Annotated in this window: 16 protein-coding genes; 11 read left to right on the forward strand and 5 right to left on the reverse strand. The window is 68.1% G+C overall.

From position 1 onward, the window contains the following. Nucleotides 1–32 precede the first annotated feature (32 nt). Nucleotides 33–1,394 (forward strand): UDP-glucose dehydrogenase family protein, encoded by a 1,362-nt coding sequence (locus tag ACYJSS_RS01495; protein WP_236205243.1) that lies wholly within the window; start codon nt 33–35, stop codon nt 1,392–1,394. 49 nt (nt 1,395–1,443) lie between these two features. Beyond that, nucleotides 1,444–2,283, forward strand: coding sequence for a UTP--glucose-1-phosphate uridylyltransferase GalU (galU, locus tag ACYJSS_RS01500; RefSeq protein WP_074972625.1), 840 nt, complete (start codon nt 1,444–1,446; stop codon nt 2,281–2,283). 104 nt (nt 2,284–2,387) lie between these two features. Here galU and ACYJSS_RS01505 read toward each other — a convergent pair whose 3' ends face one another. Then, nucleotides 2,388–2,810, reverse strand: a complete 423-nt coding sequence (locus tag ACYJSS_RS01505) for a VOC family protein (protein WP_111259919.1) — start codon at nt 2,808–2,810, stop codon at nt 2,388–2,390. Between the two features lie 95 nt (nt 2,811–2,905). Here ACYJSS_RS01505 and gorA point away from each other — a divergent pair, with 95 nt between their 5' ends. Together gorA and ACYJSS_RS01515 are read left to right on the forward strand one after the other, a co-directional pair. Then, entirely contained in the window at nt 2,906–4,264 is a 1,359-nt protein-coding gene (gorA, locus tag ACYJSS_RS01510; RefSeq protein ID WP_111259920.1) for a glutathione-disulfide reductase, read from the forward strand. A 7-nt stretch (nt 4,265–4,271) separates the two neighbouring features. Next, entirely contained in the window at nt 4,272–4,895 is a 624-nt protein-coding gene (locus tag ACYJSS_RS01515) for a trimeric intracellular cation channel family protein (RefSeq protein ID WP_111259921.1), read from the forward strand. 15 nt (nt 4,896–4,910) lie between these two features. On the opposite strand, the gene ACYJSS_RS01520 is transcribed toward ACYJSS_RS01515, so the two are convergent. Both ACYJSS_RS01520 and ACYJSS_RS01525 read right to left on the reverse strand, forming a co-directional pair. Beyond that, nucleotides 4,911–5,381 carry a copper chaperone PCu(A)C gene (locus ACYJSS_RS01520; RefSeq protein WP_111259922.1) on the reverse strand — a complete coding sequence of 157 codons (471 nt, stop codon included), beginning with the start codon at nt 5,379–5,381 and terminating at the stop codon, nt 4,911–4,913. Between the two features lie 56 nt (nt 5,382–5,437). Next, the gene (locus ACYJSS_RS01525) at nt 5,438–6,451 is read right to left on the reverse strand and encodes an MBL fold metallo-hydrolase (protein ID WP_236205244.1); all 1,014 of its coding nucleotides are present in this window, start codon (nt 6,449–6,451) and stop codon (nt 5,438–5,440) included. Between the two features lie 174 nt (nt 6,452–6,625). Between ACYJSS_RS01525 and ACYJSS_RS01530 the strand changes: the two genes are divergently transcribed. Continuing rightward, nucleotides 6,626–7,432 (forward strand): dienelactone hydrolase family protein, encoded by an 807-nt coding sequence (locus tag ACYJSS_RS01530; protein WP_111259923.1) that lies wholly within the window; start codon nt 6,626–6,628, stop codon nt 7,430–7,432. A 19-nt stretch (nt 7,433–7,451) separates the two neighbouring features. Here the strand turns inward: ACYJSS_RS01530 and ACYJSS_RS01535 are convergent, their stop codons facing one another. Then, a complete protein-coding gene (locus ACYJSS_RS01535) occupies nt 7,452–7,616 on the reverse strand; it encodes a hypothetical protein (RefSeq protein WP_158545568.1) in 165 nt (54 codons plus the stop codon). A gap of 280 nt (nt 7,617–7,896) precedes the next feature. On the opposite strand from ACYJSS_RS01535, the gene edd reads away from it, so the two are divergent. The 4 genes from edd to ACYJSS_RS01555 all read left to right on the forward strand — a co-directional run bounded on the left by edd (nt 7,897) and on the right by ACYJSS_RS01555 (nt 12,992). Beyond that, nucleotides 7,897–9,723, forward strand: a complete 1,827-nt coding sequence (edd, locus tag ACYJSS_RS01540) for a phosphogluconate dehydratase (RefSeq protein ID WP_236205245.1) — start codon at nt 7,897–7,899, stop codon at nt 9,721–9,723. Then, entirely contained in the window at nt 9,720–10,679 is a 960-nt protein-coding gene (locus tag ACYJSS_RS01545) for a glucokinase (protein WP_236205246.1), read from the forward strand. The genes edd and ACYJSS_RS01545 overlap by 4 nt, the downstream gene beginning before the upstream one ends. Before the next feature lie 146 nt (nt 10,680–10,825). Next, nucleotides 10,826–11,557, forward strand: a complete 732-nt coding sequence (locus ACYJSS_RS01550) for a response regulator (protein WP_111259926.1) — start codon at nt 10,826–10,828, stop codon at nt 11,555–11,557. A gap of 16 nt (nt 11,558–11,573) precedes the next feature. Then, nucleotides 11,574–12,992 carry an ATP-binding protein gene (locus ACYJSS_RS01555; RefSeq protein WP_111259927.1) on the forward strand — a complete coding sequence of 473 codons (1,419 nt, stop codon included), beginning with the start codon at nt 11,574–11,576 and terminating at the stop codon, nt 12,990–12,992. Between the two features lie 22 nt (nt 12,993–13,014). On the opposite strand, the gene ACYJSS_RS01560 is transcribed toward ACYJSS_RS01555, so the two are convergent. Continuing rightward, the gene (locus tag ACYJSS_RS01560) at nt 13,015–13,968 is read right to left on the reverse strand and encodes a phytanoyl-CoA dioxygenase family protein (protein ID WP_236205247.1); all 954 of its coding nucleotides are present in this window, start codon (nt 13,966–13,968) and stop codon (nt 13,015–13,017) included. 137 nt (nt 13,969–14,105) lie between these two features. Between ACYJSS_RS01560 and ACYJSS_RS01565 the strand changes: the two genes are divergently transcribed. Next, nucleotides 14,106–15,002 (forward strand): helix-turn-helix domain-containing protein, encoded by an 897-nt coding sequence (locus ACYJSS_RS01565; protein WP_236205248.1) that lies wholly within the window; start codon nt 14,106–14,108, stop codon nt 15,000–15,002. Nucleotides 15,003–15,150: 148 nt separating this feature from the next. Continuing rightward, nucleotides 15,151–16,404: an ABC transporter substrate-binding protein gene (locus ACYJSS_RS01570; protein ID WP_111259930.1), complete on the forward strand. Its 1,254-nt coding sequence runs from the start codon at nt 15,151–15,153 to the stop codon at nt 16,402–16,404. Nucleotides 16,405–16,442: the final 38 nt, after the last annotated feature.

Genomic DNA, 16,442 nt, shown 5'->3' on the forward strand with positions numbered 1-16,442 from the left:
CAATCCCCGTATCCATACGGGGAGGGTGAGCCATGCAACTGTGCGTCGTCGGGGCGGGTTATGTCGGGCTGGTGGCGGCGGCCTGCTTTGCCGAAATGGGCAACCGGGTCGTCTGTGTGGAGCGTGATTCCTGGCGCCTCGCGCGCCTGCAGCGTGGCGAACCGACCATCTACGAGCCCGGCCTGGAAGCCATGCTGAAGATGCACCTCGCCAGCGGCCAGTTGAGCTTCAGTGCGCAGTTGGAGGAGGGGATCGACCGGGCGGAGATCATCTTCATCGCCGTCGGCACCCCCAGCGGCGAGGACGGTTCCGCCGACCTTTCCCACGTGCTGGCGGTGGCCGACCAGCTGGGTGCCGCGCTGCGCCGCCCTTGCCTGGTGGTGAACAAATCCACGGTGCCGGTGGGCACGGCGGAGCGGGTGGCCGATCGCATCCAGATGGCGCTCGCGCGGCGCGAGCTGGCGTTCACCGTTCCGGTGGCGAGCAACCCCGAGTTCCTCAAGGAAGGCTCGGCGATCGACGACTTCATGCGCCCGGACCGCATCATCATCGGCTGTGACGACCCGGCCTCGGGCGAGCTGTTGCGGCGCCTCTATGCGCCGTTCTCGCGCAACCACGACCGGGTGCTGGTCATGGCCACCCGCGCCGCCGAGTTCAGCAAGTACGCCGCCAATGCCTTCCTCGCCACGCGCATCTCCTTCATGAACGAGATGGCCGGTCTCTGCGCGCGCCTGGGCGTCGATGTGGAGGAGGTGCGCCGTGGCATCGGCAGCGACCGGCGCATCGGCACCCACTTCATCTATGCCGGTTGCGGTTATGGCGGCTCGTGCTTCCCCAAGGATGTGCGCGCGCTGATCCGCAGTGCCGAGCAGGAGGGCATCGAGCCCGGCATCCTGCGGGCGGTCGAGGCGCGCAACGCGCTGCAGAAGACCCTGCTGTTCCAGTCCGTGCGCGAGCACTTCAACGGCTTCGTGCGGGGCCGCACCGTTGCGATATGGGGGCTTGCCTTCAAGCCTGGCACCGATGACCTGCGCGAAGCGCCGAGCCTGGTCCTGCTCGATGCGCTGCTGGCTGCCGGCGCCCGCGTCCGTGCCTGCGATCCGGTGGCCGCGCCAGCCGTGGCGGCGCGCTACCCGGAGCAGCTCGCCAGTGGCCAGCTACACTTGGGCGACTCGCCGTACCAGGCCGTGGAAAATGCAGACGCCCTGGTGCTGGTGACCGAATGGAAGCAGTTTCGCCAGCCGAACTTCGAGCGGATTCGCGGTCTGATGAAAATGCCGGTCATCTTCGATGGCAGGAATCTCTATGACCCGGCGCAACTGGCCGATCTGGGGTTTCTTTATCGCGGCATCGGACGCCCAGCAGCTGGGCATTGTAAGGCGACTGCGGCCTGATTAGACTGCGCGGCAGTTCGCCCAACACCCCACCTTTTCAAGGTTAAACATGATCAAGAAATGCCTGTTCCCGGCCGCTGGTTACGGTACCCGTTTTCTGCCCGCCACCAAGGCCATGCCCAAGGAAATGCTGCCGGTGGTGAACAAGCCACTGATCCAGTACGGCGTTGAAGAGGCCCTGGATGCGGGTCTCAGCGAGATCTCCATCGTCACCGGCCGCGGCAAGCGCGCCCTGGAAGACCACTTCGACATCAGCTACGAGCTGGAGCACCAGATCAAGGGCACCGACAAGGAGAAATACCTGGTCGGCATCCGTCGCCTGATCGACCAGTGCAGCTTCTCCTACACCCGCCAGGTGGAAATGAAAGGCCTCGGCCACGCCATCCTCAGCGGCCGCCCGCTGATCGGCGACGAACCTTTCGCCGTGGTCCTGGCGGACGACCTCTGCCTCAACCTCGACGGCGACGGCGTGCTGACCCAGATGGTCAAGCTGTACAACCAGTTCCGCTGCTCCATCGTCGCCATCCAGGAAGTGCCGCCGGAGGAAACCTCCAAGTACGGCGTGATCGCCGGCGAGATGATCCGTGACGACATCTACCGCGTGAACAGCATGGTCGAGAAGCCCAAGCCGGAAGACGCCCCGTCCAACCTGGCGATCATCGGCCGCTACATCCTGACCCCGGACATCTTCAAGCTGATCGAAGAGACCGAGCCGGGCAAGGGTGGCGAGATCCAGATCACCGACGCCCTGATGAAGCAGGCCCAGGACGGTTGCGTACTGGCGTACAAGTTCAAGGGCAAGCGTTTCGACTGCGGTGGCGCCGAAGGCTATATCGACGCGACCAACTACTGCTTCGAAAACCTCTACAAGACCGGCAAGGCCTACTGATCAGGCCGCGCTCGTCGCACCCACAAGGCCGCCTCCGGGCGGCCTTGTCGTTTCCGGCATCCACGCGTAGCCCGGGCTTCAGCGGGAGGCGATGTCATCGCGGCTCAGGGAATCACCATCTCCTCCGAGCCCGGTCCCAGCGGCTGACCGTAGCTGAACTCCACGTAGTTGCCCGCCGGGTCCCGCAGCCCGCAGTAGTAGCCCACCGGGTAGGGCTCGTCCCGGGGCGCCCAGACCAGGCAGCCCTCGGTTTCGGCGCGGGCGGCGATGGCGTCCACCGCCTCGCGGCTGTCCAGGGCGAAGCCGAAGTGGCTGTAGTCGTCCGGCGCCAGGTCGCGCGGGCGGCCGCCCGGCATGATCACGAAGATGAAGCGGTGCTCCTGCCCAGGCTCGGCCATCCAGACGATCCTCGAGCCCTTGCCGGCGCGCTCGTGGATCACCCGCATGCCACAGAACTGTTCATAGAAGCGGATGCACGGCTCCAGGTCGGGAACGTGCAGGGCGAGATGGGTGAGGGCAGGGCGCATGACGATTCCTCCTTCGCTGGGTCAAGCATAGGCCTGGCAACTGGTCAGCGGCGTGCGTTCAGGTATGCTGGCCGCCTGTTTCTGGAGACCCTGCCATGGCCTACGATTTCGACCTCTTCGTCATAGGAGCCGGTTCCGCCGGCGTTCGTGCCTCGCGCTTCGCCGCCGGTTTCGGTGCCCGCGTCGCGGTAGCGGAAAGCCGCTACCTGGGCGGCACCTGCGTCAACGTCGGCTGCGTGCCGAAGAAGATGCTGGTCTATGGCGCCCACTTCTCCGAAGACTTCGAGCAGGCCGAAGGCTATGGCTGGAACCTGGGCGAGGCGGGCTTCGACTGGGCCACCCTGATCGCCAACAAGAACCGCGAGATCCAGCGCCTCAACGGCATCTACCGCAACCTCTTGGTCAACAGCGGCGTCACCCTGCTGGAGGGCCACGCGCGCCTGGTGGACGCCCACACCGTGCAGGTGGGCGAACAGCGCTTCAGCGCCGAGCACATCCTCGTCGCCACCGGCGGCTGGCCGCAGATCCCGGAACTCCCCGGCCGCGAACACGCCATCAGCTCCAACGAAGCCTTCTTCCTCGAAGAACTGCCCCGGCGCGTGCTGGTGGTCGGCGGCGGCTACATCGCCGTCGAGTTCGCCTCCATCTTCCACGGCCTGGGCGCCAAGACCACGCTGCTCTACCGCCAGGAGCTGTTCCTGCGCGGCTTCGATGGCGCCGTGCGTACCCACCTGCGTGACGAGCTGACCCGCAAGGGCCTCGACCTGCAGTTCAACGCCGACATCGCACGCATCGACAAGCAAGCCGACGGCAGCCTGCTGGCCACCCTCAAGGACGGCCGCACCCTGGAAGCCGACTGCGTGTTCTACGCCACCGGTCGGCGCCCGATGCTGGATGGCCTGGGCCTGGAGAACACCGGCGTCGAGCTGGATGAGCGCGGCTTCATCAAGGTGGACGACGAGTACCGCACCGCCGAGCCCTCGATCCTCGCCCTGGGCGACGTCATCGGCCGCGTGCAGCTCACCCCGGTCGCGCTGGCCGAAGGCATGGCCGTCGCCCGTCGCCTGTTCAAGCCTGCCGAGTACCGCCCGGTGGACTACGACCACATCCCCACCGCCGTCTTCAGCCTGCCCAACATCGGCACCGTCGGCCTCAGCGAGGAAGATGCCCGTGCGCGCGGCCACAAGGTCAAGGTCTTCGAGAGCCGCTTCCGCCCCATGAAGCTGACCCTCACCGAGAACCAGGAGCGCACCCTGGTGAAGCTGGTGGTCGACGCGGAGAGCGATCGCGTGCTTGGCTGCCACATGGTCGGCCCCGAGGCGGGCGAGATCATCCAGGGCCTCGCCGTGGCCCTCAAGGCCGGCGCCACCAAACGCATCTTCGACGAGACCATCGGCGTGCACCCGACGGCCGCCGAGGAGTTCGTGACCCTGCGCACCCCGGTCGGGAACTGACGGGGCGATGGAGCGGCTCTTCTACCTGGCGGACCTGTTCGGCGTCGCCGTCTTCGCCATCACCGGCGCGCTCATGGCCGGGCGCAAGTCCATGGACCTGTTCGGCGTGCTGGTGATCGCCATCATCACCGCGCTGGGTGGCGGCACGCTGCGCGATGTCATCCTCGGCAACCACCCGGTGAGCTGGATACGCGACGACACCTACATCCTCGTCGCCTCCCTGGCGGCCGTGGGCACGGTGCTCTGGGTCCGCCTGACCCGCCCCATCAACGAAACCGGCCTGCTGGTGGCGGACGCCTTCGGCCTGGCGGTGTTCACCGTCTACGGCACCGAAGTGGCCCTGCAGCACCAGGTGCCGCTGAGCACCGCGGTGATCATGGGTGTGATCACCGGCGTCGCCGGCGGCGTGATGCGCGACGTGATCTGCAACGAGATCCCGCTGATCTTCCAGAAAGAGATCTACGCCATCGCCTGCGTGGCCGGCTCCCTGGTGTTCATCGGCCTGCTGCATTTGGGCCTGCCGCGCTGGTTCGACACCGGCGTGGCCATGCTGGTGGTGCTCGGCACGCGCCTGGCGGCGATCCGCTGGGGGCTGTCGTTGCCACGCTTCCACCTGCTGGACCGGGACTGAGCCCGCCCGGGCTCGCTACCGCGCCTGCTCCGTGGCGGGCCGTTCGGCCCGTACTTCGATCGTCACCTCGCCACCCCGCGCGAAGCGCAGCGTCAGCGGAAAGCGCTCGCCATCCTCCAGGGCACCCTTCAGGCCCACCAGCGTCAGGTGGCTGCCCATAGGCGCCAGCTTCAGCACGCCGCCGGGCGGCACGCCGAAGGACACCAGCGTCATCACCCGCCGTGCCTCGCCGATGCGCACCGTAGTCTGCAGGTCCACCCGCCAGGCGCGAGGCGTACTGGCACCCACCAGGCGATCGCCCTGGGCGCCCGTGTCGGTGATGTCCAGGACGACCACGGCAGCGGTGGCATCCCAGTCGGAGGGCTGCGCCCGCGCATCACCGAGCGACAGCTCGGCGGCCTGGGCGGCGGCCCCGGCCAGCAGCATCAGCACGGCCAGGGCGTGGCGTTTCCAGGGCAGCGAAGTGGGCAGGAGGAGAGGGCGCATGGAGAGGTCCGGAAGGCGGTGGATCGCTGCGTACGATACCACCGCTGGGGGCGCCCTCAGTCCGCCGCCGGCAGGGCGACTTCCGAGAGCGGCACCGGCATCACCACCGGGGTGCCTTGGGGCAGCGCGGCGCGGGTGCGGGCGACCATGCCCTGTTCATCCAGCAGGCGGATGGTCTGCGGCCGCTCGGGGTCGTTGCCGAAGAAATCCTCCCAGTGGCCGAGCACCACGAGGCGCGGTCGGCTGACCTTGAGCAGCGCGTCGGGGTAGTGCTGCACCTGGTTCCACGAGCCGACGCAGAGAATCTCCACGTCGATGCCCTTGCCGTCGGCGAGGATCGGCGGGAAGCCGTAGGGCGGCGTGCTGGCCGAGTCCTGGTAATGGATGCGGTACACCGGCTTGCCGGTCTCATCCAGCAGGTCGACCAGCCAGGCCAGGGTCTGGCCTTCCTTCCAGTTCCATACGGCTGTCGGCAGCTCCGTCAGGTCCTGGTCGTAGCTGCCGCGCAGGAAGGTCATCCCGGCGAAGTGCGGGGCGTGCATGCTCTGGATCGGCATGGCGCGGAAACGTCGGTCCCTGGAGTAGAACCACGTCCCCGGCTGCGCCGTCGTGCCGGGCTCGCCGGCTTCCTTGATGTTGGCCATGGCCGGCTCGGCATTGACGATGCGTGCCGCCGGCAGCGCTGCCCGCAGGATGTGCCCGGCGGTGGCCGAGCCATAGGCGATGGCATTGGGCGCCTGCTTCTGCATCACCCGTGGCACGTCGAGCAGGTGGTCGTAATGGGCGTGGCCGATCAGCAGCATGCTGACGTCATCGGCAGGCGGCATGCGCGCATCGATGGCCGCTTCGTCGGCCTTCACCCGCAGGGGCGGCAGGCCGAGGAAGGCGGGATTGCTGAAGGAGGGGGCGAACAGCAAACCTTCGCCACGCCAGTGCAGCAGGTAACCGCCGACACCCAGGTATTGCAGCTTCGGCGGGGGCGCATCGCGCTCGAACGTAAGCGGCAGGTTCACCGGGTCGCGGGCGCACCCGGCCAGGCTGAGCAGGAGCAAAAAGGCGTATCGGCGCACGTGGGTCCCTCCGGTTGGCATGGTCCGAGTGCACGAGTATGGCGTGCCGCCGCTGCGCTTTCACCCGTCGTTCGGGCGGTTGCCCGGGCGCGCGATTGGCGATTGGCGAATGCCCGGAAAACCGCGACACTGCACGCTGTTTTTGCGCCTCGCTTCATCCAGGGAGAGATCGAAATGCCCAGATTGCCGCTTCTTTTCGCCTTGCTGGCCTGCGCGGGTATCGCCCAGGCGGAAATCAAGACCCAGGAAATCCCCTACAAGGCCGCCGACGGCACTGCGCTGGTGGGCTACTACGCCTACGACGATGCCATCGAAGGCAAGCGTCCCGGCATCGTCGTGGTGCACGAATGGTGGGGGCTGAACGACTACGCCAAGCGCCGCGCGCGCGACCTTGCCGAGCTGGGTTACAGCGCCCTGGCCATCGACATGTACGGCGAAGGCAAGAACACCGAGCACCCCGCCGATGCGCTGGCCTTCATGCAGGCCGCGCTGAAGGATGGCCCCGCCGCCAAGGCGCGCTTCCTCGCCGGGCTCGACCTGCTGAAGAAGCAACCGCAGACCGACGCCACCAAGCTCGCCGCCATCGGCTACTGCTTCGGCGGCAAGGTGGTGCTGGACGCCGCCCGTCAGGGCGTTCCGCTCGCCGGCGTGGTCAGCTTCCACGGCGCCCTGGCCACCGCCACCCCGGCCACCAAGGGCAGCGTCAAGGCCAAGGTGCTGGTGGAGCATGGCGGCCAGGACAGCATGGTCACCAAGGCCGACGTCGCCGCCTTCAAGGAGGAGATGGACAAGGCCGAGGTCGACTACCGCTTCGTGCTCCAGGCCAAGGCCAAGCACGGCTTCACCAACCCGGATGCGGATCGCCTCAGCCACGCCGGCCACGGCAGCGAGAAAGGCCCGGACATCGGCTACAGCCAGGTTGCCGATGAGAATTCCTGGGCCGACATGCAGGGCTTCTTCAAGGACCTCTTCCCCCGCTGACCCCGTGTCCGCGCCGCCCTCAGCGTGACGGGCGGCGCAGGCGCGGCGCATGCCCCTGGCTGTCGTTGCGCTGCCCGGTACGGGCCTGGTCGCGACGCGCTTCCTCCACCAGCACCTGGTGATCGGCGATTTCCGCCGGCGTCTGTTGCGGGTCGTTCAGGTTGTTGCGCTTGCGCTGTGTCATCGACGTGTCCTCGTCATGCCTGGCACGCCCCCGTGAGTCGGTCGCGGGGGTCCTGTGCATGCCGGTGGAGTACAAGGAGCGGGCCCCGGTTCAACCTATGCTTGAGCGCGGGGCCGATGTGACGCACCTTCGGCCCGGGTGCCTGTCAAAAACAGAGCCCACACGTCGATATCGCTTAATGTTGTTCTAATAACAAAATAGCGCTTATGAAATGGCGTGATTCCATGATTCTGAGTTATCTTGATGCGATTAAAACAAGATATCGCCTGGAGCCGCTGATATGCATCCCCGCATTATCGAAGTAACCGAACGCCTCATCGCCCGCAGCCGACCCACGCGCGAGCGCTACCTGGCGATGATCCGCGAGGCCGCCGGCAAGGGGCCGCAGCGCGGCAAGCTGCAATGCGCCAACTTCGCCCACGGCGTCGCTGGCTGTGGCGGCGAGGACAAGCAGCGCCTGCGCCTGATGGACGCCGCCAACGTCGCCATCGTGACCGCCTACAACGACATGCTCTCCGCCCACCAGCCCTACGAACACTACCCCGAACGCATCCGCCAGGCGCTGCGTGAAGTCGGCTCCGTCGGCCAGGTCGCCGGTGGCGTACCCGCCATGTGCGACGGTGTCACCCAGGGCGAGCCCGGCATGGAGCTGGGCATCGCCAGCCGCGAGGTGATCGCCATGTCCACGGCCGTGGCGCTGTCGCACAACATGTTCGACGCGGCGGTGTTTCTCGGCGTCTGCGACAAGATCGTCCCCGGCCTGATGATGGGCGCGCTGCGCTTCGGCCACCTGCCCACCCTGTTCATCCCCGCCGGGCCCATGCCCTCGGGGCTGTCGAACAAGGAGAAGGCCGACGTCCGCCAGCGCTACGCCGAAGGCAAGGCGACCCGCGACGAGCTGCTGGAATCCGAGATGGCGGCCTACCACGCCCCCGGCACCTGCACCTTCTACGGCACGGCCAACACCAACCAGATGCTGATGGAGATGATGGGCCTGCACCTGCCGGGTGCCTCCTTCGTCAACCCCGGTACGCCGCTGCGCGATGCCCTCACCGAGGAGGCCGCGCGCCAGGTCACCCGGCTCACCCGGCAGGCCGGCGCCTTCACGCCCATCGGCGAGCTGATCGATGAGCGCGTGCTGGTCAACTCCATCGTCGCCCTGCATGCCACCGGTGGCTCCACCAACCACACCCTGCACATGCCGGCCATCGCCCAGGCCGCTGGCATCCAGCTCACCTGGCAGGACATGGCCGACCTCTCCGAGGTGGTGCCGACCCTGGCCCACGTCTATCCGAACGGCAAGGCCGACATCAATCACTTCCACGCGGCGGGCGGCGTGGCCTTCCTGGTGCGCGAGCTGCTCGATGCCGGGTTGATGCACGAAGACGTCAACACCGTCGCCGGCCCCGGCCTGCGCCGCTACACCCGGGAACCCTTCCTCGAGGACGGCCGCATCGCCTGGCGCGACGGCCCGGCGAAGAGCCTGGACGAGAGCATCCTGCGTCCCGTCTCCAACCCCTTCTCGCCGGAAGGCGGGCTGCGGGTGATGGAGGGCAACCTCGGGCGCGGCGTGATGAAGGTCTCCGCCGTGGCGGCCGAGCACCAGGTGGTGGAGGCCCCGGCGCGGGTGTTCCATGACCAGCAGGCCCTCGCCGACGCCTTCGCCGCCGGCGAGCTGGAGCGCGACATGGTGGCGGTGATGCGCTTCCAGGGGCCGCGCTGCAACGGCATGCCCGAGCTGCACAAGATGACCCCCTTCCTCGGCGTGCTGCAGGACCGCGGCTTCAAGGTGGCGCTGGTCACCGACGGGCGTATGTCCGGCGCCTCCGGCAAGATCCCGGCGGCCATCCACGTCTGCCCCGAGGCCTACGACGGAGGTCCACTGGCGCGCGTGCGCGACGGTGACATCATCCGCGTCGATGGCCAGGCCGGGACCCTGCGGGTGCTGGTGGACGCCGACGCGTTCGCCGCCCGCGAACCGGCGCCGATCCAGCACAACGCCGAGGTCGGTTGTGGCCGCGAGATGTTCGCCTTCATGCGGGCCGCGTTCAGCACGGCGGAGCAGGGGGCGAGCGCCTTTACATCCAGCCTGGAGAACCTGAAGTGAAGCTGGCGCTGGTCGGCGATATCGGAGGCACCAACGCACGTTTCGCCCTGTGGCGCGATGAGCGGCTGGAAGCGGTCAAGGTCCTGGCGACGGCGGATTTCGCCACCCCGGAGCTGGCCATCCAGCATTACCTGGCGGGCCTCGGCCTGGCACCGGGCGCCGTCGCCGCCGTCTGCCTGGCCTGCGCCGGGCCGGTGGGCGGCGAGGATTTCCGCTTCACCAACAACCACTGGCGCCTCAACCGCCGCACCTTCTGCGAAGCGCTGGGCGTCGAGCGGCTGCTGCTGATCAACGACTTCTCCGCCATGGCCCTGGGCATGACCCGCCTGCACCCCGGTGAACGCATGACCATCTGCGAAGGCGAGGCCGAAACGGATCGCCCGGCGGTGGTCATCGGCGCCGGCACCGGCCTTGGCGTCGGCACCCTGCTGCCCCTTGGCGAGGGGCGCTGGGCCGCATTGCCGGGGGAGGGCGGGCATGTCGACCTGCCCATCGGCAGCGTCCGCGAAGCCGAGCTGTGGCGCTACCTGCACGAGCGCCAGGGCCACGTCAGCGCCGAGAACATCCTCAGCGGCGGCGGCCTCCTGCAGCTGTACCGCGCCAGTTGCGCCCTCGACGGCGTCGAGCCGCACCTGGACAGCCCGGCCGCCATCACCTCGGCGGCACTGGCCGGCGACAGCGAGGCGAAGGCGGTGCTGGAGCAGTTCTGCGTCTGGCTCGGCCGCGTCGCCGGCAACAACGTGCTGACCCTCGGGGCCCGTGGCGGGGTCTATGTGGTCGGTGGCGTGGTGCCGCGTTTCGCCGAGTTCTTCAAGGCCAGCGGCTTCGCCCGCGCCTTTGCCAGCAAGGGCTGCATGAGCGATTACTTCAGTGGTGTGCCGGTCTGGCTGGTCACCGCCCAATACCCGGGCCTGGAAGGCGCGGGCGTGGCGCTCCAGCAGGCCTTGCAGGCCTGAGGCGCAAACACGGGAAGCAGACGCGTTGCACGTTCCCGGCACGGCGCCTGATGTAGGGTGGGCCACGCTTCACCGGTCCACCGATGGCGCTCGCCGGGTGCGCGACCCCGAACGGACATGACCCATAACAACAAGGGAAGGCCCACGTGAGCCAAGCCGGTAAAACCATCCTCCTGGTCGATGACGACGAGGAAATCCGCGACCTGCTGCACACCTACCTGAGCCGCGCCGGCTTCCAGGTGCGCACCGTGGGCGACGGCGCTGCCTTCCGCCAGGCGATGGGCGAAGTGGCCGCCGACCTGGTGATCCTCGACGTGATGCTGCCCGACGAAGACGGCTTCAGCCTGTGCCGCTGGGTGCGCGAGCACCAACGCCTGGCCCATGTGCCGATCATCATGCTCACCGCCAGCTCCGACGAGGCCGACAGGGTGATCGGCCTGGAACTGGGCGCCGACGACTACCTCGGCAAGCCCTTCAGCCCCCGCGAGCTGCAGGCGCGCATCAAGGCGCTGCTGCGCCGTGTCGGCTTCGCCCAGGAGCGCGGTGCCGGCGAGGCCCAGGTGCTGGCCTTCGACGAGTGGCGCCTGGACATGGTCAGCCACCGCCTGTTCCACATCGATGGCGAGGAGGTGATCCTCTCCGGCGCCGACTTCGCCCTGCTCAAGCTGTTCCTCGACCACCCGCAGCAGATCCTCGATCGCGACACCATCGCCAACGCCACCCGTGGTCGCGAGGTGATGCCCCTGGAGCGCATCGTCGACATGGCCGTGAGTCGCCTGCGCCAGCGCCTGCGCGACACCGGCAAGGCGCCGCGGCTGATCCGCACCGTGCGCGGCTCGGGCTACCTGCTGGCGGCCCAGGTCTCGCCCCATGCCTGAGCGCCGCTGGAACCCGATGCCGCGTTCGCTGCTCGGGCGCATGCTGTTCCTCACGCTGCTGGTGGTGCTCCTGGCCCAGGCGCTGTCCAGCGTCATCTGGGTCTCGCAACTGCGTGCCAGCCAGATGGAGGGCCTGCTCACCAGTGCGCGCAGCCTGGCCCACTCCATGGCCGCCAGCGTCGCCTACTTCCGCTCGCTGCCGCTGGGCTACCGGCCACTGGTGCTGGACCAGCTGCGCAGCATGGGCGGCACGCGCTTCTTCGTCTCGCTCAACGACAAGCCGCTGAACATGCAGGTGCTCCCCGCCACCCCGCGCAAGGCGGCCGTGCTGGACGTGGTGGACGCCGTCCTGCGTGAGCGCCTGGGCAAGCAGGTGGACCTCTCCGTGCAGTTCGTCAGCCCGGACGACCTGCGCATCTTCAATGGCGAGCTCAAGCTCGACGAACTGCCGCGCTCCTGGGCCCACTACGCGCTGAGCCTGGAGCCGCTGAACCCGCCGGTGCTGGTGACCCAGATCCAGATCGCCCCCAATGAGTGGCTGTACCTCGCCTCGCTGATGCCGGCGCCCTACGTCAGCCTCGAGGACCAGGGCCTGCCGGCGCAGCAGCTGTGGTTCATCATCCTCACCAGCAGCTTCCTGCTGCTGTTCATCGGCCTGCTGGTGCATTGGCAGAGCCGGCCGCTCAAGCGCCTGGCCGCCGCCGCACGGGACATGTCCCTGGGCGCCGACGTGGAGCCGCTGGCGGAGGCGGGGGGCAGCGAGGTGGTGGAGGTGAGCCGTGCCTTCAACAGCATGCGCGAGCGCATCAGCCGCTACCTCAACGAGCGCAGCCAGCTGTTCAGCGCCATCTCCCACGACCTGCGCACCCCCATCACCCGGCTGCGCCTGCGCGTCGAGCTGCTGGAGGACGAAGCGCTGCAAGCCAAGTTCGGCCGCGACCTCGACGACCTGGAGCTGCTGGTCAAGGGCGCCCTGCAATGCGTGAAGGACACCGACATCCACGAGAACATCGAGCCGGTGGACCTCAACCACCTGCTGCACTGCCTGGTGGACCCCTACCTGGGCAACGGCCGCGTCACCCTCGAAGGCACCGCGCGCCGGCCCTTCCCGGGCAAGCCCCTGGCGTTGCGGCGCTGCATCGGCAACCTGGTGGACAACGCCCTGAAGTACGGCCAGCGTGCCCACCTGCACATCGAGGACGGCCGCGACGCCTTCGTGCTGCACGTGGATGACGAAGGCCCCGGCGTACCCGAGCAGCGCCTGGAGCAGGTCTTCGAGCCGCATTTCCGCCTCTCCGGCCAGCAGCAGGGCTACGGCCTGGGCCTGGGCATCGCGCGCAACATCGCCCACAGCCATGGCGGCGAGGTCAGCCTGCGCAACCTGCGCGAGGGCGGCCTGCGGGTGACCCTGGAGCTGCCCCGCGTCGCCGACTGAGCCCCGCTCGCACCCGCGCCCATCAGGGCCAGGGCTCCAGTCCCAGCAGCCGGCGCCCGTGCTGGCTGAGTTCGGCGCGGGCGAAGTGGCGGCGCTCGTACTCCCTCGGGTCGCCAGGGAAAGGGTCGCCCAGCGGGTGGGTCTGCGCAGCCCAGGTGTGGATGCGCGCCTGGCGCAGCGGTTGATTGTCGAAGTCCGCCGGGAACATCGAGATGTACTGCGCCAGGCGCACGCGGTCCTCCGAGCGGTTGGGGCGCACGCCGTGGGCCAGCAGGCTGTTGAAGATCAACAGGTCGCCTTTCTCCAGGCTGACGTTCTCGATGCGGTGCTCGCCGATATCCGGCTTGAACGGGTTGGCGCCTTCGGGCTGGCGTTCCCACCACTGCTCGATCTCCGCGAAGATCCCGGGCACGCACTGGAAGCCGCCGACCTCGTCGTCCTGCGCCGCCAGGGACAGCACGCCCTGGGCCGCGATGGGCAAGGGCCGCTGGGACACGTCGACGTCGAAGTGGATGAATCCGTCCTTCCTGCCCGCCGCGCGAGCCGCCTTGTTCGGCGGGTTGAGGTTGGCGCGGTCGATGGCCACCCACAGGTCCTCGCGGTCCCAGATGTCGACGAAGGCGTCGTAGATGCGCCGGTTCTGACGGGTGTCCCACAGGCTCTGGTGGTTGTAGACCTCGACCATGCCGGTGTTGTTGAGCTCGGTCATGCGGTGCTCGCGCAACTGCGGGCGGTACCAGGTGGCCGGGTCGTGCGGGTCCATCTCCTGGAAGCGCCAGAGCATCTCCACCACCGCATCGGCCTCGGCGGCACTGACCGCGTTGCGCACGATCACATAGCCCTTGCGGGTCCAGTGCTGCCAGTCGGCCTCGCTCAGCACCCGCAGTGGGCGGCGCTTGTCGATGGCCTGCAGCGGCGTGGCGGAGCTGCCCGCACCAGGGTGGTTGCCGTGCCCGTCGGTGTAGAGGTTCGCCATGTCGGTCTCCTGCGTCGTCGTTATGGGAACGGTTCGCAGGCTACCCAGCGGTGCAGGGCGACGCTGCCGCGGTTAAAGGCCAAAACCGATACTTTTATGGCGTGATGCCAGGCCCGGGTTCGGCTATCGTGCCGTTCATGCGCGCATTCCTCGAAACCATCACCCCCGACGACGGAGCCTCCTGGGCCCTGCTGAACCGCCGTCTGGAGGAGGGCATCCCGTTCGAATGGCACCACCACCCGGAGTACGAGCTGACCCTCACCCTCAACAGCCGTGGCCATCGCTACATCGGCGACGACATCGAGCCCTACGACGATGGCGACCTGGTGCTGGTCGGCCCCGGCGTGCCCCACAGCTGGTGCTCAAGCGAGCGGATCGACGCGGGGTCGCCCCACGTGGCGCTGGTCATCTGGTTCCACCGCGACTGGGCCAACGGCCTGCTGGCCATGTTCCCCGAGCTGCGTGACATCGGCGTGCTGCTGGCGGGTGCCGAGCAGGGGCTGGGCTTCGGTGCGGCGACCCGTACCGGCGTGCGCCCGCTGATCGAGGCGATGCCGGGGGCGGAGCCGGGCCGGCGCCTGATGCTGCTGCTGGACGTCCTGTTGCTGCTCTGCCGCGACCCGGAGATGCAGCCGCTGGCCAACGCCCCGGCCACGCCCGCCAGCCTGCCCACCGCCGACCCGCGCATCCAGCGGGTGCTGGACCGGCTGCACCAGGGCTTCGCCGCGCCGGTTTCCATTCCCGAACTGGCCGAGCTCGCCTGCGTCAGCGTCTCGGCTTTCCATAGGATGTTTCGCCGCCACACGCGGATGACCGCCGTGCAGTACATCACGCGGCTGCGCATCGGTCGCGCCTGTTCGCTGCTCATCGCCACCGACCTGCCGGTGGTGCGCATCGCCGAGCAGGTGGGCTACGCCAACCTCTCGCTGTTCAACCGGCAGTTCCTCGCGCTCAAGGCCAGCACCCCGAGGGACTTCCGCCGCGTCCACCGCAAGGCAGCGAACCCGCCCCCGTCGAGGTCGGCAGTGGAGTGAGCCCCGTGACGTGTTTTCCGCCCTGTGTAACCGAACCGTGACCTTCGGACATCCCTTTGTTACCCGGCGCCCCGACCATCCTGTTTAGACTTCCGGCAAGCGCAAGCACCGACTTGCACAGCCATAAAAACAAAAAGGTGATCCCCTCATGAATGCTCTCTCTCGCCTGGCCGTTGTCGTATCCCTCGCTTCGCTCTTCCCCCTTTCCGCCCTCGCCGGTGAAGTGGAGGTCCTGCACTGGTGGACCTCCGGTGGCGAGAAGCGCGCCGCCGAAACCCTCAAGGAACTGGTCGAGAAGAAGGGCCACACCTGGAAGGACTTCGCCGTCGCCGGCGGTGGCGGCGAGGCCGCGATGACCGTGCTCAAGACCCGCGCCGTTTCCGGCAACCCGCCTTCGGCCGCACAGATCAAGGGGCCGGACATCCAGGAATGGGGCGAGCTCGGCCTGCTCACCGAGATGGACAACGTGGCCGAGGAGGGCAAGTGGGACGCGCTGCTGCCCAAGCAGGTCGCCAGCATCATGAAATACGAGGATCACTACGTCGCCGTGCCGGTCAACGTGCACCGGGTCAACTGGCTGTGGATCAACCCCGAGGTGTTCAAGAAGGCCGGCGCCACGCCGCCCACCACCCTCGATGAATTCTTCGTCGCCGCCGACAAGCTCAAGGCCGCCGGCTTCATCCCCGTCGCCCACGGTGGCCAGCCCTGGCAGGACGGCACCACCTTCGAGAACATCGCCCTCAGCATTCTCGGCCCGCAGGACTACCACAAGGCCTTCGTCGAGCTCGACCCGGCGACCCTTTCCGGCGAGAAGATGGTCAAGGTCTTCGCCACCCTGCAGAAGCTCCATGGCTACATCGACGCCAACGCCGCCGGCCGCGACTGGAACTCCGCCGCCGCGCTGGTCATCAACGGCAAGGCCGGCATGCAGATCATGGGCGACTGGGCCAAGGGCGAATGGACCGCCGCCGGCAAGGTGGCGGGCAAGGACTACGTCTGCGTGCCGTTCCCCGGCACCCAGGGCAGCTTCGACTACAACATCGACTCGCTGACCCTGTTCAAGCTCAAGGACGACGCCAACCGCAGCGCCCAGGAAGACCTGGCGCGCATCGTCATGGGCACCGAGTTCCAGACCCTGTTCAGCCAGAACAAGGGCTCCATCCCGGTGCGCCAGGACGTCGACATGAGCGGCTTCGACAGCTGCGCCCAGGCCTCCATGAAGGACTTCAAGGAGGCCGTCGGCAACGGCGGGCTGCAGCCGAGCATGGCGCACCTGATGGCCTCCTCGGGCTACGTCCAGGGCGCGGTGTTCGATGTGGTCACCAACTTCTTCAACTCGCCCTCGGCGGACCCGAAGAAGGCCGCCCAGCAGCTGGCGGCCGCCATCCAGGCCGTGCAGTAAGCACCCGGGCCGCCCCGGCGGCCCGCTCCTTTCCCTGA

It is taken from the genome of Pseudomonas sp. No.21, from assembly GCF_054558415.1.